General features: G+C 67.4%; 15 protein-coding genes. 9 read left to right on the top strand and 6 right to left on the bottom strand.

Features of this window, described 5'->3' with window-relative positions; all coding sequences use genetic code 11:
• Positions 1-4: 4 nt before the first annotated feature.
• The 6 genes from WFJ97_RS10505 (at position 5) to WFJ97_RS10530 (ending at position 8,913) form a co-directional block, all read left to right on the top strand.
• Positions 5-1,612 (top strand): class I SAM-dependent DNA methyltransferase, encoded by a 1,608-nt coding sequence (locus tag WFJ97_RS10505; protein ID WP_336641442.1) that lies wholly within the window; start codon positions 5-7, stop codon positions 1,610-1,612.
• Positions 1,605-2,813, top strand: a complete 1,209-nt coding sequence (locus WFJ97_RS10510; protein WP_336641443.1) for a restriction endonuclease subunit S — start codon at positions 1,605-1,607, stop codon at positions 2,811-2,813. The genes WFJ97_RS10505 and WFJ97_RS10510 overlap by 8 nt, the downstream gene beginning before the upstream one ends.
• 42 nt (positions 2,814-2,855) lie before the next feature.
• A complete protein-coding gene (locus tag WFJ97_RS10515; protein ID WP_336641444.1) occupies positions 2,856-3,431 on the top strand; it encodes a hypothetical protein in 576 nt (191 codons plus the stop codon).
• A gap of 27 nt (positions 3,432-3,458) precedes the next feature.
• A complete protein-coding gene (locus WFJ97_RS10520; RefSeq protein WP_336641445.1) occupies positions 3,459-4,589 on the top strand; it encodes a hypothetical protein in 1,131 nt (376 codons plus the stop codon).
• Positions 4,586-7,768, top strand: coding sequence for a type I restriction endonuclease subunit R (locus WFJ97_RS10525; protein ID WP_336641446.1), 3,183 nt, complete (start codon positions 4,586-4,588; stop codon positions 7,766-7,768). The genes WFJ97_RS10520 and WFJ97_RS10525 overlap by 4 nt, the downstream gene beginning before the upstream one ends.
• A 104-nt stretch (positions 7,769-7,872) precedes the next feature.
• Complete coding sequence (locus WFJ97_RS10530; protein WP_336641447.1) at positions 7,873-8,913, top strand: hypothetical protein; 1,041 nt, start codon at positions 7,873-7,875, stop codon at positions 8,911-8,913.
• A gap of 27 nt (positions 8,914-8,940) precedes the next feature.
• Here the strand turns inward: WFJ97_RS10530 and WFJ97_RS10535 are convergent, their stop codons facing one another.
• Genes WFJ97_RS10535 through WFJ97_RS10545 form a run of 3 tightly spaced genes read right to left on the bottom strand, consistent with a single transcriptional unit; the run spans position 8,941 to position 12,093 of the window.
• On the bottom strand, positions 8,941-9,702 hold the full coding sequence (locus WFJ97_RS10535; RefSeq protein ID WP_336641448.1) for a hypothetical protein: 762 nt from the start codon (positions 9,700-9,702) through the stop codon (positions 8,941-8,943).
• Positions 9,703-9,754: 52 nt separating this feature from the next.
• Positions 9,755-10,417, bottom strand: coding sequence for a response regulator (locus tag WFJ97_RS10540; protein ID WP_336641449.1), 663 nt, complete (start codon positions 10,415-10,417; stop codon positions 9,755-9,757).
• A complete protein-coding gene (locus tag WFJ97_RS10545; protein WP_336641450.1) occupies positions 10,414-12,093 on the bottom strand; it encodes a sensor histidine kinase in 1,680 nt (559 codons plus the stop codon). The genes WFJ97_RS10540 and WFJ97_RS10545 overlap by 4 nt, the downstream gene beginning before the upstream one ends.
• A gap of 265 nt (positions 12,094-12,358) precedes the next feature.
• Here WFJ97_RS10545 and WFJ97_RS10550 point away from each other — a divergent pair, with 265 nt between their 5' ends.
• Together WFJ97_RS10550 and WFJ97_RS10555 are read left to right on the top strand one after the other, a co-directional pair.
• On the top strand, positions 12,359-13,783 hold the full coding sequence (locus WFJ97_RS10550; protein ID WP_442928429.1) for a CitMHS family transporter: 1,425 nt from the start codon (positions 12,359-12,361) through the stop codon (positions 13,781-13,783).
• 113 nt (positions 13,784-13,896) lie between these two features.
• Positions 13,897-15,279: a protein kinase domain-containing protein gene (locus tag WFJ97_RS10555; RefSeq protein WP_336641452.1), complete on the top strand. Its 1,383-nt coding sequence runs from the start codon at positions 13,897-13,899 to the stop codon at positions 15,277-15,279.
• Positions 15,280-15,297: 18 nt separating this feature from the next.
• On the opposite strand, the gene WFJ97_RS10560 is transcribed toward WFJ97_RS10555, so the two are convergent.
• Positions 15,298-15,888, bottom strand: coding sequence for a TetR/AcrR family transcriptional regulator (locus tag WFJ97_RS10560; protein WP_336641453.1), 591 nt, complete (start codon positions 15,886-15,888; stop codon positions 15,298-15,300).
• 33 nt (positions 15,889-15,921) lie between these two features.
• Between WFJ97_RS10560 and WFJ97_RS10565 the strand changes: the two genes are divergently transcribed.
• A complete protein-coding gene (locus WFJ97_RS10565; RefSeq protein WP_336641454.1) occupies positions 15,922-16,845 on the top strand; it encodes a DMT family transporter in 924 nt (307 codons plus the stop codon).
• 9 nt (positions 16,846-16,854) lie between these two features.
• Here WFJ97_RS10565 and WFJ97_RS10570 read toward each other — a convergent pair whose 3' ends face one another.
• Both WFJ97_RS10570 and WFJ97_RS10575 read right to left on the bottom strand, forming a co-directional pair.
• Positions 16,855-17,367, bottom strand: coding sequence for a metallophosphoesterase family protein (locus WFJ97_RS10570; RefSeq protein WP_336641455.1), 513 nt, complete (start codon positions 17,365-17,367; stop codon positions 16,855-16,857).
• A gap of 278 nt (positions 17,368-17,645) precedes the next feature.
• Positions 17,646-18,542, bottom strand: a complete 897-nt coding sequence (locus tag WFJ97_RS10575) for an SDR family oxidoreductase (protein ID WP_247624102.1) — start codon at positions 18,540-18,542, stop codon at positions 17,646-17,648.
• Positions 18,543-18,571 lie beyond the last annotated feature (29 nt).

The following is an 18,571-nucleotide window of genomic DNA, read 5'->3' on the forward strand; positions in this document are numbered from 1 at the left end:
ACCCATGCCTCGCGCACCGAAAGCCGCCCCGCAGGCGCCGTCGACCATGAAAGAGCTCAAAGACACGCTCTGGAAGGCCGCAGACAAGCTGCGCGGATCGATGGATGCCTCGCAGTACAAAGACGTGATCCTCGGCCTCGTGTTCCTCAAGTACGTGTCGGATGCTTTCGACGAGCGTCGCGCGGGCATCCGCGCCGAACTCGCTGCGGACAACTACGACGAGGAGCAGATCGCCGATCTCATCGACGACATCGATGAGTACACCGGGCGGGGCGTGTTCTGGGTTCCGGCCAACGCGCGCTGGGGGTTCCTCGCCGAGAGCGCGAAGGGCACCACCGTCGGCGGCGTCGAGAAGTCGATCGGGCTGCTGATCGACGAGGCGATGGATGCCGTTATGCAGTCGAATCCGCAGCTGGCCGGCACGCTTCCGCGCATCTTCAACCGCGACAGCGTCGATCAGCGTCGCCTGGGTGAACTGATCGATCTCTTCAACTCGGCGCGCTTCGCCTCGCAGGGTCAGGGCGGGTCCGATGGACGACGCGCCCGTGACCTGCTCGGAGAGGTGTACGAGTACTTCCTGGAGAAGTTCGCCGCGGCCGAGGGCAAGCGCGGCGGAGAGTTCTACACGCCCGCGGGGGTCGTGCGCGTGCTCGTCGAGCTGCTGCAGCCTACGCACGGGCGCGTTTACGACCCGGCATGCGGTTCGGGCGGCATGTTCGTGCAGGCGGAGAAGTTCATCGACGCCCATCACGGCGAGGGCAGCGACATCTCGGTCTATGGCCAGGAGCTCAACGAGCGCACGTGGCGCATGGCGAAGATGAACCTCGCGATCCACGGGCTCTCGGGCAATCTCGGTCCCCGCTGGGGCGACACCTTCGCCCGTGATCTGCACCCCGACATGCAGGCCGACTTCGTGATGGCGAACCCGCCGTTCAACATCAAGGACTGGTCACGCAACGAGGAAGACCCGCGTTGGCGCTTCGGTGTCCCCCCGGCAGGAAACGCCAACTACGCGTGGATACAGCACATCCTCTCGAAGCTCGCTCCGGGAGGTGCGGCCGGTGTGGTCATGGCGAACGGCTCGATGTCGTCGAACTCGGGTGGCGAGGGGAAGATTCGCGCCGAGATCGTCGAAGCCGACCTGGTCTCGTGCATGGTCGCGCTGCCGACGCAGCTCTTCCGCTCGACGGGTATCCCCGTGTGCGTATGGTTCTTCGCGAAGGACAAGGGTGCTCGCGCGGGTGAGGTGCTGTTCATCGATGCGCGGAACCTCGGCCACATGGTCGACCGGGCTGAGCGCGCGCTGAGCGACGATGACATCGCGAAGATCGCGGGAACGTTCCACGCGTGGCGCGGGATCGAATCGGATGCCGCGCTCGATGAGTACGCAGACGTTCCGGGCTTCGCCTACTCGGCGACGCTTGCCGAGATCAAGGCCGCGGACTACGCGCTGACGCCTGGTCGCTACGTCGGCGCCGCCGAAGTCGAGGACGACGGTGAGCCGATTGAGGAGAAGCTTGCGCGGCTTCGGGTCGAGCTGGAGGCGCAGTTCGCGAAGTCGGCGCGGCTGGCGGATGCCGTGCGTGAGCAGCTGAGGAGGGTTGATGTCTGAGACTACACTCGGAGCGCTCGCGAATGCGGGGGTGCTTTCATTGGGTGACGGGTACAGGACCCGGCAATCGGAGCTGACTGACTCGGGGTACCGAATCATTCGAGTCGCTGATGTTAGGGACGGCCGAGTCGCTATGGATAGTCCCGACTTCGTGGATGCTGCTTTCGAGCGCCAGATCGGAGTCAAGGCTGCGCGTGCGGGAGACGTCCTTCTGACGACGAAGGGGACGGTCGGCCGAGTCGCAGTGGTGCCTGAACTGGCTACACGCGCCGTGTACTCGCCCCAGCTCTGCTGGTTCAGGGTCTTAGATTTCGGCCAGCTGAACTCCCGCTTCCTCTCTTACTGGTTGCAGGCACCTTCTTTCCTCGCGCAAGCGTCCTACCTGCAAGGCAACACGGACATGGCGCCGTACATCAGCCTCAGCGACCTACGAGGCTCCAAGATCACGCTGCCCCCGCTAAGTGAGCAGCGGGCGATCGCCGAGGTGCTGGGCGCGCTCGACGACAAGATCGCCGCCAACACCGCTCTCGCCGCTACGGCGGCGCGACTTGCTCAAATCGAGTTAGGTGCAGCAACTACTGACGGTGCGCACGACCTCTCCGTCCAAGAGGTCGCGACGTTGATCACGAGGGGCATCACGCCTCGCTACGTCAGCGAAGGCGATGGAACGAGAGTGATCAACCAGAAGTGCGTACGCGATCAGATCGTCTCTCTCGATCCGTCCCGATGGACTGACGACGCGAAGGTAAAGGCAGACAGGCTGCTGGTCTACGGTGACGTGTTGGTCAACTCGACTGGGCAGGGCACACTCGGACGCGTCGCACGTTGGACCTTGCCCGGAGCAGTAACCGCCGATTCGCACATCACGATTGTCCGACCCGATCCGTCTGTCAGCGATCCCGATGTGATCGGGCATGCGATTCTGGCGATTGAAGCTGACATCGAGGCGCTTGGCGAAGGTAGCACTGGCCAGACGGAGCTGAGTCGGATAGAGCTCGGTCGCGCTCGTGTGCTCATTCCCGGCGCGGGGTTTGCTGTGGAACTTGGAGCGAAGTTGCGGGGCCTGTCCGCACGTCAGGATGCAGCCCGCGCGGAGAACCGAACGCTCGCCGCAACGCGCGATGCGCTTCTGCCGCAACTCATGTCGGGAAGGCTCCGCGTCCGCGATGCGGAAGCCGTAGCATCCGCAGCCGGCGCCTGAACGCAGAGAGAACAGAACCTCGTGAAGCCCTTCCTTTCGTCCGTGGCATTCGTCCTCGTCGGTGTCGTCGTCGCCGTCGGAGCGCTCTTCTTGTTCCGGGCGCCGATCGCGAGTTGGATCGGGCCGACCACCGACAAGAATACCCAGATCGTGAACGCAGTGACCCGCACCCAAGAGGTCGCTCTTGTCACGCTCGGCATCGAGGGCATCCGTGAACGCAAGACCGATGATGGCCAGATCCTCTTCCTGAGCATCCCCAACTCCCGCGCGACGTTCCTCCGCTACAGCTTCGATGCCAAGCTCGGTCTCGACGCGGAGAACGTGGAGATCGAGGAACAGGCTGACGGGTCGTTCGTGGTGCGGATCCCGTCGTTCATCGTGATCGGAATCGACAATCAGAACGTCGAGGTCGCGGCGGAGAGCAATGATCTGCTCAGTTGGACGACTGCCGAGATCGACAAGGTCGAAATGGTCAACACGATCTTCGGCGACGACGTCGAAGCCGAGTACCTCGTCAAGAACACCGATCTGTTGAAGGATCAGGCACGAGCCTTCTACTCGACGATCGTCCACTCCATCGACCCTGACGTCGACCTCGTATTCGAGTTCGCCAACTAAACCGCTGCACGCCACAAGGAGAAAGTCATGACTGAAGTCAGTACGACGGAGCCGGCCGGTGCCGTACTCAAAGGGACTCCGCTGCCCGCGGACTTCCAAGACCGGGTCTTCAAGGCGATCGCCGTGCAGCGACCCGCCGCGATGGCGTACATCAAGGAAATCCGTCGCAAGCGGCCCGACGCTTCGCCCGCGGAGGTGATGAAGACGATCGAGTCGCAGTATGTCGCCACCACCACGGCTGCCAGTGCCGCGATCGGCGCGTCCGCGACGATCCCTGGCGTCGGCATCCCCATCGCGATCGGCCTCGGCGTCGGTGACCTCGTCTTCTTCTACGAGACGACGGCGCTCTTCGCGCTGTGCATGGCCGAGCTGCGGGGCATTCCCGTCGACGACCCCGATCGGGCCAAGGCGATCGTCCTCGGTGCGCTGCTCGGTGAGAAGAAGCGCAATCAGGTGACCACGATGGTCATGTCGGCCCTTCCCGCCGGCGCGACCGTGGCTGGTGCGCGTGCGGCGGCGGGAGGCACGTCTGCCAAGTGGGGCGACCTGATCGCCGAACACCTGCCCGACTCTGCCCTGGTGCCGGTCACGATGGTGCTCGCCCGCGAAGCGATCGCGAAGGGGGCCGTCATGGGCACCGTCAAGATCAGCTCGAAGGCGATCCCGGTCATCGGCGCTGCCGCCGGTGCCGCGACGAGCTTTTACTTCGGGAGCAGCGTGGTGAAGTCCTGCCGATCAGGATTCTCCGCGCCCGTCGACACGTGGCCCGAGTGGCTCGAACTCACCGACGCCGATGGCGATGGCATCCCCGATCCGCCGAAGTCGGTGCTGGCGATGCGAGCGGCCTCGGAGTCTGCGAAAGACTTCGGTGAAGGAGTGTGGAGCAAGGTCGTCGATGGCACGTCGGTCTTCCGTAGCGTCGATCTCGACGGAGACGGCATCCCCGATGAGGCACGTGCACTCACCCTCGCGAAGGGAGCCGCTGCCGCTGTGGGCGGCGCCACGGGAACGGCGGCGAAGGCCGTCGGTGGGGCCGCGACCGGCACGGCGAGTGCCGTCGCAGGCTTCTTCAAGCGAGGACAGCGAATCGCTGCCGGTGAGGCTGATCCTGTGACGTACGGAAGCGATTCTTCCGACGACGAACCGACCGCCTCGTGACCGCTCTCACCGAAGCCGCCTGGGAACAGGACGCTCTCGACACGCTCGCAGAACCGCTCGGCTGGCGCACGGCGCGGGGGGAGGACATCGCTCCCGGCAGCGGGGAACGCGAGTCCTGGGACGAGCTGCTCATACGCCCTCGCCTCCTCGAAGCGTTGCGGCGCCTGAATCCCGCAGTCCCGGGCGAATACCTCCAGCAGGCTGCGGCAGAGATCGCCGCGCCGAAGTCGCAGGATGCGATCACCGAGAACAACCGCATCCATCAGTATCTCGTCGGCGGGTACCCGCTCAGCTACTTCGACTCCGACGGTATCGAGCAGAACCCGCGCCTGCGTCTGCTCGGGGCCGACCCGTCGGAGAACGACTGGCTCGCTGTCAACCAGCTCACGCTGCGCCAGGGCGATCTGCATCGACGGTTCGACATCGTGCTCTTCGTCAACGGGATGCCGCTGTCGATCATCGAGCTGAAGCGCGCAGGCTCCGCATCCACCGGCGTCGCCCCGGCGCACGCGCAGCTGCAAACGTACCTGCGTGAGTTCCCGATGTCGTTCCGCTTCTGCGTGTTCACACTCGCCAGCGACGGGCTCGAGGCGAAGTACGGCACGCCGTTCACTCCGCTCAACCACTTCGCCCCCTGGAACGTCGATGACGACGGCGCGCCGCTCGCTCAGCCGCGCCTCGAGAACGGGACGTCGGTCGAGCCGATCGATGATGCGCTGGACGGCCTCTACAACCAGGAGCGCTTCCTGCAGCTCGTGCGGAGCTTCACCGCGTACGACGAGAACTCGGACGGACTGACGAAGCGCATCGCCAAGCCTCATCAGTACTTCGCCGTCACCAAGGCGGTCGGGAGGACCGTGCAGGCCGTCGAGACCAACGGCAAGGCCGGTGTCGTCTGGCACACGCAGGGCTCGGGCAAGTCGATGGAGATGGAGCTGTACGCGAACCTCGTGTCGCGGCATCCGAAGCTCAAGAACCCGACGGTGATCGTCGTCACGGACCGGAACGAGCTCGACGGACAGCTCTTTCAGACGTTCGACCAGAGCCTGCTTCTCGCCGAGAAGCCCGTTCAGGTTCGCGAGCGCAGCCAGCTTCGCGATGAGGTCGGCAACCGTGTGACGGGCGGCATCTACTTCACGACTCTGCAGAAGTTCGGACTCACCGAGACCGAGAAGCAATCCGGTGCGCAGCATCCGCTCCTCACCGATCGACGCAACGTGATCGTCGTCGTCGACGAAGCCCATCGCAGCCACTACGACGACCTGGACGGGTACGCGCGGCACCTGCGCGACGCGCTGCCGAACGCCACGCTCATCGCCTTCACCGGCACTCCGATCTCGTTCGCGGAACGCGACACGCGTGCAGTGTTCGGTGACTACATCGACATCTACGACCTCACGCGGGCGGTGGATGACGGAGCGACGGTTCCGGTCTACTTCGAACCACGACTCATCAAGGTGTCGTTCGCCGAGGGAACCGACGAAGAAGAAATCGACCGGGCCGCCGACGAGTACACTCTCGGCCTCGACGACACCGAGCGGGCACGGCTGGAAGCATCCGTCGCGGTCGTCAACGCGGTGTACGGGGCCCCAGAGCGCATCGACAAACTCGCTGCGGACCTGGTCACGCACTGGGAGGAACGGCGCGAACGCATGAAGCCGTTCCTCGAGTCGCCCGGTAAGGCGCTGATCGTCGGCGGAACTCGCGAGATCTGCGCGCGACTGTACGAGGCGATCGTCGCCCTTCGGCCGGATTGGCATTCCGACGCGTTGGACTCGGGGCGGATCAAGGTCGTCTATTCGGGGTCCGCCAGCGATCAGCCACCGATCAGTGACCATGTCCGCCGCGACTCCGAGAACAAGACGATCAAGGCGCGCCTCAAAGATGCCGACGATGAACTCGAACTGGTCATCGTGAAGGACATGATGCTCACGGGCTTCGACGCCCCGCCGCTCCATACGCTGTATCTGGACCGACCACTGAAGGGCGCTCTGCTGATGCAGACGCTCGCGCGAGTGAACCGCACGTTCAAGGGCAAGCAGGATGGACTGCTCGTCGCGTACGCCCCGCTCGCCGACAACCTCGCGAAGGCGTTGTCGGAGTACACCGTCGCGGACCAGGAGAACAAGCCGATCGGGCGCAACGTCGATGAGGCGGTGGCGATCGCAACAGAACTGGTCGCGGACATTCGTGAGATGCTCGCGGACTGCGACTGGCGTTCGATCGCGAAGCAGGGTGGGTCACGCGCATGGCGAACCGCGGCGACGACCGCGACGAACTACTTGCGCGACGCCGAGAGCGCACTGAACCTCGAGGAACTGGGGCCGGAGAAACTCTCGTCGAGGTATCGCACCGCGACCGGGAGACTGGCACGCGCCTGGGCGCTTGCGTCCGGGCACGATGGCCTCGCCGAACTGCACGAGGAGATCGCGTTCTACGAAGAGGTGCGGGTGTGGATGGCGAAGTTCGATGCGGCTGAGCGTCAGTCGCGTGACGAACCCATCCCCGAGGAGATCTCGCGCTTGCTGGGGACACTCGTCGCCGACTCGATCGCTCCCGGAGAGGTACTCGACATCTACGAAGCCGCGGGCCTTCCGCGTCTGGCGCTCGATGACCTCGGGTCGGAGTTCCTCGCGAAGGCGCAAGCCGCGCCGAACGCTCAACTGGCGATCGAGGCGCTGCGCAAGTCACTGACGGATGCGGGATCCTCGGCCACCCGCGGAAACCTCGTGCGTCAGCGCGCATTCTCGGAGCGCATCGCCGAGATCATGAATCGCTACACCAATCAGCAGCTGACATCGGCCGAGGTCATCGCCGAACTGGTCGAGCTCGCGAAGGATGTCGCCGCAGAAGCATCCCGCGGTTCCACGTTCTCGCCACCCCTGTCGAGTGACGAGCTCGCTTTCTACGACGCCGTCGCCACCAACGAGTCCTCGATCGATATTCAGGGCGTGGACGTGCTCGCGCAGATCGCGCGGGAACTCGTCGCTGTGATGCGGCGGGACGTGCGAACCGACTGGACCGTGCGCGACGATGTTCGGGCGAAGCTCCGGTCATCGATCAAACGGCTCCTCGTGAAGTACAAGTACCCGCCAGACAAGCAGCCGGAAGCAATCAAGCTCGTGATGGATCAGATGGAATCCATGGCGCCGCGGTACGCCGACGAGCGGAGGTCGTGATGCAGAACCTAACGCGGGGCGCCGAAGGGCCCGCCGGAGACCCCGCCGGTTCCGGCGGAGACGACGCATCAGGTCCGGCGCGAGCAGTTGAATACGCTTTCGACGTGAAGACGACTTTGACGCCTATCTTCCTCAACGTCGATCTGGCGGCAGCGCTCTGCGGACTAACCGAGATGAACATCTCCGACGTCTTGGACCGGCCCCGCGGTCTCATCGGGCTGTACTACGAGTTGGCGCGTGGCTTGGAGCGCTATGCGGAAGATCTCGGCATCCCCGAATTGCAGGCATTGCTGTTGACCGATGCGGTGGCGCCGGGTGCGCTGGTGAGTGTGCAGCAGGCGTTCTACTTCAAGAGGACGACTACTGCCGACGGGCCAAGGATCGAGTTTCACGGAAAGTTGAACACGGACGCTTCCATCCGTGTCGAAGGAACGCTCGACCCATCGCGATTCGCATACGCGAGCGCCCACAATCTTCTCTCAAGGCGTACGAATGTCGAGATTATCGGTCAGGTGGTGGAAGTGGGTGAGGTCGTCCGAATCCGACCAGTCTTTGTCGGGACGCGGGGCTACGGTCTCACCGAGGCCGAGCAGAGGTTGGGGATTACTCATCATGTGGATCGTCGCATTCACCCGGGGAGCGTCGACAGTTTCAGCGCTATTGATTGGGCCACGCTTCTTACCGCGGATGAAGTCGCCGCAACGGCCGAGGTCGATGAATACATTGTCAAGCAGGCGATTGCCTCGCTTCTCCACGAGTTCGACGTACCGAAGGATTGGGGTGGGGAGACGAGCGATTTGTATTCATTGAATCTTCGAGTCAACGGGCGTGCGATGTCCTCGGCATGGCTCCTCAAGGGGAAGAGCGTCCGGCGCCCCATGAAGGTCCCGGACCTCGGGAAGAACGGCGACCAGATCGTCCGGCTTGCGACGGAACCCGCCGAGCTTCTCGTTGTGCAATCTAATCAGGGGCAAACGGCGGCGGTGCAGTCGACGTTGCGCGCCTTCGCCCATGACATGCAGAATCCTCGGTGGTACATGACCATTGACGGGATGGCTACCGGGCAGATCCTTCGCGACACCGGCCACGTTGTGACGAACGGCACTTGGCAAGCAAAGGAGACTGGGCCTCAGGTGACTCGTTGATAAATTTATCAACGCCCTCTCACGCACTCACGGGAACATCTGCCGCAGCAGCTCCCAATCGCCCGCCTCGAGCGCCCGCGTCGCGATCGTGCGGGCTTCCGGATGGATGCGTAGGCCGAGCCCGGCCCACACCCGCTGAGTCTCCGCGAGGTCTTTCGCGACGACCGCATTGCGCATGAAGTCGATCGCGTCGTAGTACGGGCCGGTCTGCTCGCCGGGCTGAACGTCGAACGGCTCATAGGGACTGACCCATGGAAGTGTCGGGTCGGGGCGCAGGTAGAGGATGTTGCCTGCGTGGATCATGCCGGCGCGCACATGGTTGTGCGACTGGACCGTGATGTAGTCGATGCAGAATCGCTCGCCGATCGCGATCGCGCTGTCGCCCGCAGCGACCTCGTACGCGTAGACGTCGCCAGCCTCGTCAGTGAGTGCCTGGCCACTGGCCAGCTCCGACGGGCCCCTGTCGACAAGGTCACCGATGAGCTTCGAGTAGTACGGGCCGGAGTCGTCGGTCCGCGTCGACATCGTGCTGATGTGGGCGGTGCTCGTGCATTCGCCGGGTCCACCGGCGGGCACCGAGATGCCGTCGTCGAGGTCGACCAGACCGTCGTCGGATGCCGGGCCTGCGGCTGGCTTCGGAGACTCGGTCGCGGCGGGAGAACCCGACCCCGCACCGAACACCCCGGTGACCCAGGTCGTGGCTCCGAGCATCGCCGGCAGCGCGAGAACGAGCAGCCCCGTAACGACGGCTGCAGACACCACCATCGTGATCTTCGTCGAACGCTTCATCGTGCTCAGCATCCCATCGGCGGCATCGCCGGCGCCAGCATCCGCATCCGAACTACCGCGTCCCCACCCGCACGTACCGATGCTCGGGCCGACCGGTGGTGCCGTAGCGCAGTCGTACCTCGACCTGGCCCCGCGTCGCGAGGGCGGCGAGATGGCGCTGCGCCGTCGCGCGCGAGATGCCCACGCGCTCGGCGACCTCGGCGGCGGATGCCTCGTCGTCGTCGCCGAGGCCGTCGAGGATGAGCTGCTCGGTCGCCGAGCGCGAGACGGTCGCGGGCTCGGCGCCACCGGCCATGATCGACATCGCACGGTCGATGCGCTCCTGGGTGAGCGCCGCGTCGCCGCCCAGCAGATTGCGCATGCGTGCGTAGCGGCGCAGCCGGTCGACGAGGGCCACCGCGTCGAAGGGCTTGGCGAGGTAGGCGAGGGCGCCGGCGTTGATCGCGCGCCGCACGGTCACGGCATCCGTCGCCGCCGACAGCACGAACGCATCGCGCTCGGTGTCTGCGACGAAGCGGATGCCGTCGCCATCCGGCAGATACGCATCGACCAGCAGCAGGTCGGGCTGATGCGCGCGCAGCGCCTGGCGGGCGGCGTCGAGCGTGTGCACCGCCTCGAGCGGGGTGAACCCGGGCACGCTCTCCACCGCGTCGCGGTGCAGCCCCGCCACGCGGAAGTCGTCGTCGATCACGAGCACGCGGATGTCGTCGGTCATTGTTCCTCCAGCTGCCGGTCGTCGTCGGGCGGTCGCACCGCCGAGGGGATGCGGGCGCCGAACACGGCGCCATGGGCGCCCTCGCCGCCACCGCCACCGCCCGGCGAGATCAGCCACACGTCCCCACCGCGCCGGCGGGCGAGGTCGCGGGAGAGCGGCAGCCCGTAGCCGTGGCCGTGCACGGGTCCGGCATCCGATGCGTCGGAACCGGAGCGCACGGCGATCGTCTCGGTGGTCGGGGCGAAGGGGTCGCGGCCGGGCGGGGTGATGCCCGCGCCGGAGTCGGCGACCGTCAGCACCAACTCGCTGCCGTCGGTGAGGAGGGTGGCCTCGACCCGTCGCGGCTCGACGCCTGCGACGGCGGCACGGATCGCGTTGTCGACCAGGTTGCCCAGCACGGCAGCGACGTCTTCGGCGGCGGTCACCTCTCCGAGCAGGAGCGTGTCGTCGGTGATGACCAGCGTGACACCGCGCTCGCGGGCGGTGACCGCGGTCGCTCCGAGGAACGACTGCAGGAACGGATCGGGCACCCGCTCGATCCCCTCGACATCGCCGCCCACCGACCCGCGGTGCGTGAGCTCGTCGAGGAAGGCGCGCGCCTCACGTCCGCGGTCGGCATCGAGCAGGCCCGAGACCACGTGCAGGCGATTGGCGAACTCGTGACGCTGCACCCGCAGCGCCTCGGTCGTCGCACGCACGGTCTCGAGGCGACCGGCGAGGGCCTCGATGTCGGTGCGATCCCGCACGACCACGACCACCCCGAGCGGCCGGGCCTCGCGTACCACCGGGCGGGCATCGAGATACAGCACCCGATCGCCGACCACCGTCTCGGCGCTCGCCCCGCGACCGTCGAGCAGACGGCGCACGGTGTCGTCGAGGCCGAGTGACGAGACGCGGCGACCGACGGGGGAGTCGAGCTGCAGCATCCGCTCCGCCGCGCTGTTGCAGACGCGCACGATGCCCTCCGGGTCGATCGCGAAGACGCCGTCGCCGACCCCCTCGAGCACGGCGGCCTGATTCTGCACGAGCGCGACGAGGTCTTCGGGCTGCAGGCCCAGCGTCAGCCGCTCGAAGCGGCGCCGCAGCAGAAGCGTGGCCAGGGCGGCCAGGCCCAGGGCCGCGACCCCGGCGACCGCGATCGTCGCGATCAGGGCGGGCAGTTCGTCGAACACGCTCGCGCGCTCGAATCCGACGCTCACCTCGCCGACCGGCGGCTCGCCGGCTGTCGCGTAGATCGGCACCTTGGCGCGCGCCGATTCGCCGAGCGTGCCGACTTCCCAATCGACGACCTCGGTTCCGCGAAGCACTTCTTCGAACGGGGTCGAGACGACCTGGCCGAGCAGATCCTGGTTGGGGTGGGCGAGGCGGATGCCGTGATCGTCGGTGATCACGACGAACAGGGCATCGGTGCGATCGGCGACGTCGACCGAGATCTGCTGCAGGGGTCCGTCGCGCAGCGCCGCGGCCGCGGGCGTGCCGGGATCGGCGGAGAACTCGGCGACGAGTTGACGGACATCGGGGTCCTCGGCGAGGGTGCGGGCGATGTTGAGCGCCGTCGCCTCGGACTCGGCGCGCAGCTGCTGCACTCCGAGCCATCCGAAGACGAGGGTGCAGACGGTGACGACCGCGGCGACGGTCGCGAGCTGCACGAGCAGCAGTCGGGTGGCGAAACGCACCGGGGCAACCTCCTCGTCGCGTCGTGAGCACAATGCGCAGAACACACGCTACGCGCACAACGTGCAGCAATGCGACATAGCGCGCGCGGCGTCTGCGATCGACCTAGTCTCTCGGGATGCGCCGCACGCGGTGCTCCGCTCTGATGCACGACACGACGAAGGAGTCGATGTGAACGTGGAACCTGGGATCCTGCTCTCCGCCGAGGAGGGCTACGCGACGGCGTTCCTGCCGCCCGAGGGCGTGCTCGTGGCCCTCGGGTTCACGATGGTGCTCGTCTTCATGGCGCTCATCATGACCCGCCGCCTCACCCCGATGGTCGCCCTCATCCTGGTGCCGACGGTGTTCGGGCTCTTCGCCGGCGCCGGTCTCGGCCTCGGCGAGATGATCATCGACGCGATCTCCGACATGGCCCCGACCGCCGCGCTGCTGATGTTCGCCATCATGTACTTCGGCATCATGATCGACGTCGGACTCTTCGACCCGCTCATCCGCTTCATCACCCGGTTGCTCGGCGACGACCCGGCCAAGATCGTGCTCGGCACGGCGATCCTGGCCGGCGCGGTCTCGCTCGACGGCGACGGCTCGACGACCTTCATCATCACCACCTCGGCGATGCTGCCCATCTACCTGAAGCTCGGCATGAACCCGGTCGTGCTCACCTGCGTCGCCGGTCTCATGAACGGCACCATGAACATCGTCCCCTGGGGTGGCCCGACCGTGCGCGCCGCGACCGCACTCGGTCTGCAGCCCACCGACGTCTTCGTGCCGATGCTGCCCTCGCTGGCGGCCGGTCTCATCGTCGCCCTGCTCTTCGCCTGGTTCCTCGGGCTGGGAGAGCGCAAGCGCCTCGGCAGCATCGACCCCGATCGCATCGGCGGCTCGGCGGGCACCGGCTCGAAGGTGTTCCGCGGCGGCAACGCCACCCCCGGCGCCCGGGCCACGCTGCGCACCGGCAACATCGTCACCCTCGCCGGTGGCCGTGGAGGCCTGCCGGCGGCGACCGCGCTGCTCGACCGCGAGGACACGGCGATGGCCGACACGATGCTCGACCCGAACCGCGCCACGCTGCGCCCGAAGCTCATCTGGGTCAACCTCGCCCTCACCGCGGCGGTCATGGTGCTGCTCGTCGCCGACATCTTCCCGCTCGCCTACGTCTTCATGGTCGGGGCGGCGGTCGCGCTGGTGATCAACTTCCCGAAGCTCAAGAGCCAGGCCGACGAGATCGTCGCCCACGCCCCGAGCATCGTGGGCGTCGTCTCGATGGTGCTCGCCGCCGGCGCGCTCGTCGGCGTGCTGAACGGCACGGGCATGGTCGACGCGATGGCCGGCTGGATCACGACCGCCATCCCCACCGCGCTCGGGCCGTTCCTCGCGGTGATCACCGGCATCCTGTCGATCCCGCTGACGTTCTTCATGTCGAACGACGCCTTCTACTACGGCATCCTGCCGGTGCTGGCGCAGAGTGCCGAGCACTTCGGCATCGAACCCGTCGAGATGGCTCGGGCATCGATCACCGGGCAGCCCGTGCACCTGCAGAGCCCGCTGGTGCCGGCGATCCTGCTGCTCGTCTCGCTCGCGAGCGTCAACCTCGGCGACCACCACAAGAAGGTGTTGTGGCGGGCGTGCGCGGTGTCGCTGGTGATGCTCGCGGTCGGCGTGCTGGTGGGGGCGGTGCCGCTCGCGGCGTGACGCCTCGCAGGCAGCGAACCACTCGATCGGCCGGAGTCAAGCCCACTGACTCCGGCCGTTCGAGAGACATAGTGTCGGAGGATCGATCGACGTTTCGCGATGAGGAGTACCCGATGACGCTGGAAGTCGTCTCGCCGACAGAGGCTCTGCTCGACGGCCGGTACCTGCTCAAGGACCGCGTCGGACAGGGCGGCATGGCGACGGTCTACCGCGCCGAGGACACGCATCTCGGGCGGACGGTCGCGATCAAGATGATCCATCCGGGAGACGAGGCGAAGGTCTCGGTCGAACGCGCGCACACCGAGAAGGCCCTGCTCGCCTCGCTCAACCATCCGTCGCTCGTGACGCTCTTCGACGCCCAGCTCGATCCGGGGCGGCCGCAGTACCTGGTGATGGAGTTCATCGACGGGCCGACGCTCGCCCAGCGCATGGCGCAGGGACCGATCCCCTCGCGCGAACTCGCCGCGCTCACCCGTGATCTGGCGCAGGGCCTCGCCGCCGCGCACGCGGCAGGCATCGTGCATCGCGACGTCAAGCCGTCGAACGTTCTGCTGCAGAGGCGTGGGACGCGCAGCGGGGGAGCATGGACGGCCAAGCTCGCCGACTTCGGGATCGCCTGCCTCGTCGACGGATCGCGCCTCACCACGCCCGGCATCGTGCTCGGCACTCTCACCTACATGGCTCCCGAGCAGTTGCGCGACCACGACCCGGGCACACCCGCCGACATCTTCGCGCTGGGCCTCGTCGTGCTCGAAGCGCTGACCGGCGAACCCGGATACACGCCGATCGGCTCGGGTCGCGCCGCCGCGATCGCACGGCTGGCCGGATCGCCCCCGGTTCCCGGCGATGTCGACCCGGCCTGGCGCGATCTGCTCGAGCGGATGACCGACATGGAGCCGGATCGGCGACCGACCGCCGCAGAGGTGGCCAGGGCGGCAGGCGCGCTCCTGAGCGGGGGCGAGCCGGCGACGAGTCGTGCCGCCGCAGACCGGATCGCTCCGCCCGCGGTGGCCGAAGCGGCAACCGTCGAGGACGACCGCGGAGCTGCGGATGCCGAGACGGGGCGCACGGCCGTTCTCCCCGCCGAGCGCCCCGCACGCGTCGGCCGGGCCCGCATGCGCGTGATCGCCGGGGCAGCCGCGCTCGTGGTCGCCGGAGTCTCCGTCGCCGGCGCGATGGCCCTCGCCCCGGACTCGGGCGCCTCGGGAAGTGCGCTCTCGGAGGCCGTGGCCCGTGCGGTCGCTTCCGTCGAGGTCGCACCCGCGGAGGTCGCGCCCGAGGAGGTCGTGACCGAGGCGCCGGTGAGCGACGATGTCGTCAGCGAGCCCGTCGCGCCGTCAGAGTCCGTCGTCGAAACCGTCGACGACGGGAAGAACGGCGACTCCGGTCAGGGCGAGGAGGGCACCCCCGGTAACGGGGCCAAGGACAACCCGTCGGATCAGAACGGCAACAAGCCCGACCATGCGGGAAAGCCGGGCAAGGGCTCCCAGGGCTGAGCTCTCGCCGCCGCGCGATCAGCTCCGCGTGAGCAGCGTGCGCGCCCAGCCGCGCGCGACGACGAAGGGTTGGGCGAACGTCGCCATGCCGACCGTGACGATCGCCCCTTCGTAGAGGAGCATCATCGCCTGCGCCACGGCGCGGTGATCGCGGATGCCGGCTTCGGCGCAGAGCTCGTCGAACAGGTCGAACAGCCACACCTTCTGGCGAGAGACCTCGGGGAAGACGGGGTGGTCGTCGTTGCCCTCGCCGATCTCGGCGCGGGCGTTGATGGCGCTGCAGCCCTTGGGGCTGTTGTCGTCGGACCAGGTGATCGCGGCGTCGAAGATCGCGAGCACGCGGTCGATGCCCGGCTCGGGAACCCGGGTGAGGTGCGCGGCCACGTGCTCGCGCCAGCGCGCGTCGCGGTGCTGCAGGTAGACGACGACGAGCGCCTCCTTCGAGCCGAACCGGTCGTAGAGGGTCTTCTTGGTGACGCCGGCGACCTCGGCGATCGTGTCGACCCCGACCGCGTGGATGCCGCGCTCGTAGAAGAGCTGCGAGGCGGCGTCGAGCACGCGGCGTGCTCCGGGGGTGAGGGGTGCGAGCTCGGGAACGGACGAGGTCATGCAAAAACTATACCAACCTGTATAGTCGGACGCATGAGTAAACAGATCGGTGTACTTCGCGGGCTGCTCACGGCCGCAGCGGCAGCCGCCTTCATCGTCACGTGGAGTTCGGGCTTCATCATCCCGGCCTTCGCCACGGTCGACGTCGCACCGCTCACGCTGCTCGTCTGGCGGTTCGTGCCCCTGGCGATCGTGCTGCTGCTCATCGTCCGCGTCTCGGGAGCCGCGAAGGGCGTCACCCGTCGTGACGTGCGCACGCAGGCGCTGATCGGGCTCTTCGCGCAGTTCGGATACTGCGCTGCCGTCTACGGAGCCGTCGCGACCGGCATCGCCACGGGCACGGTCGCGCTCATCGATGCGGTGCAGCCCCTCATCGTCGCCGTGCTCGTCGGACCGATCCTCGGACTGCGCGTGCGGGGATCGCAGTGGGTCGGCCTCGCCCTCGGCGCCGTCGGAGTGCTGCTCGTCGTGCGCTCGCAGTTCGGGTCGTCGGCCGCACCCCCGATCGCCTACCTCCTGCCGGCCACCGCGATGGTGTGCCTCATCGTCGGCACGTTCCTGCAGCGGCGATCCGCGGTGCAGACGGGCGTGCTCGTGACGCTCGCCATCCACGTCACCGTGACCGCCGTCCTGCTGCTCGCGGTGTCGGCGGCCACCGGGTCGCTCGTGCCCCCGGCATCCGCATCGTTCTGGCTCGCCGTCGTGCTCACCGCCCTGTTCCCGACGCTCGCCGCCTACGGCCTCTACTGGTGGCTGCTGCGACGGGTGGGGATCACCGCCCTGCAGGCGCTGCTGTTCCTCATCGCGCCGGCGACGGCCATCGCCGGGGGCATCCTGCTCGGCGAACCCCTCACCATCGTCACGTTCGTCGGTTTCGCACTCTGCGGTCTCGGTGTCGCGGCCGTGCTCCGGGGCGAGGCGAAGACGCGGCGCGAGCAGTCGGCGCTCGCCGCCTGAGGAGCGGCGTCAACTCCGCTCGACCGGCACCAGCTCGACGTCGCGCAACTCGTCCCCGTCGACGACCGCGGTCATGAGCGTGCAGACGGGCTGGCGCCGACGATCGGTCGGCGACCCGGGATTGAGCAGGCGGATGCCGCGGGGCGTGCGCGAGTCCCACGGGATGTGGCTGTGCCCGAACACCAGAACGTCGAGTGCGGCGTCCGGGTATGCGAGGTCCATGCGCCGCTCACGGCCCGTGGCCGCACCGGTCTCGTGCACCACGCCCACGGTGAGACCTTCGATCGCCTCGACGGCGAACTCCGGCATCCGCTCTCGCAGGTCGGCACCGTCGTTGTTGCCCCACACCCCGATCAACCGGGCGGCGCGGGCATCGAGCGTCTCGAAGGTCGCGAGGTCGACCCAGTCGCCGGCGTGGATGATGACATCGGCGCGGTCGACCTCGCGCCACACGGCGTCGGGCAGGCGCTTCGCCCGCGCGGGCACGTGCGTGTCGGCAAGCAGCAGCAGTCGCGTGGCCACCGGCGGTCAGAGATCGTTGGGCGAGAGGTCGCCCTGGACGTTCTCGGGGGTCTCGTCGATACGGCTGTCGCTGGAGTCGGTGTTCATGGAGTCCTCCTGGGGGGCGGTGGTCTGAGTGCTTCCAGCGTGCCGGGGCGGATGCCGTGGCGCGACGGGCTTGACGGGCGCGAGCCGTGCGGGGTACCGGCCCTTCGTCTCGCTTCGCTCGCTCAGGAACCGGTGTTCGCTGCGCGGTTCCTGAGCGAGGAGCGTAGCGACGAGACGAAGGGCCGCGGCGATCAGGGAGTCGGCATGCCGCCGTTCACGTTGAGCGTCTCACCGGCGACATAGCTCGATTCGGCCGATGCGAGGAAGACGTAGGCCGGGGCGAGCTCGGCCGGCTGGCCCATGCGGCCCAGCGGGGTGTCTTCACCGAACTGGTCGATCTTCTCCTGCGGCTGTCCGTCGCTCGGCTGCAGCGGGGTCCAGATCGGCCCCGGGGCGACGGCGTTCACGCGGATGCCCTTCGGCGCGAGCTGCTGGGCGAGGCCCTTCGTGAAGGCGTTGATCGTCGCCTTGGTCGACGCGTAGTCGACCAGGATGTCGGACGGCGAGTACGCCTGGATCGACGTGGTGTTGATGATCGCGGAGCCCGCCGGGAGGTGGGGGAGCGCGGCCTTCGTGATCCAGAACATCGCGTACACGTTCGTCTTGAACGTGTCGTCGAACTGCTCGTCGGTGATGTCGGTCAGCGACTCCTGGTAGATCTGCTTGCCACCGTTGTTCACCAGGATGTCGAGGCCGCCGAGGGCTCCGACCGTCTCGGCGACGAGCGTGCGGCAGTACTCGGGATCGCGCAGGTCTCCGGGGAAGGTCGCAACCTTGACGCCCGCTTCGCGCACGATGCCGGCGATCCGGTCCGCGTCCTCCTGCTCCTCGGGGAGGTAGGAGAGCGCGACGTCGGCGCCTTCGCGGGCGAAGGCGATCGCGGTGGCGGCACCGATGCCGGAGTCGCCACCGGTGATGAGGGCCTTGCGGCCGGTCAGGCGGCCGGAGCCGCGGTAGCTCTCCTCGCCGAGGTCGGCCTTCGGGGCGAGGTCCGCGTCGAGGCCCGGTTCGGGCATGTGCTGCTTCTGCGGTTCGATGTCGGCGTAGAGCTCGGCGGGGTTGGTGAAGGTGTACTGGTCACGGGACATGGTGTTCCCCTTCCTTGTTTTCGTGTCGG

Source organism: Microbacterium sp. USHLN272, assembly GCF_037149655.1.
GTDB lineage: Bacteria > Actinomycetota > Actinomycetes > Actinomycetales > Microbacteriaceae > Microbacterium > Microbacterium galbinum.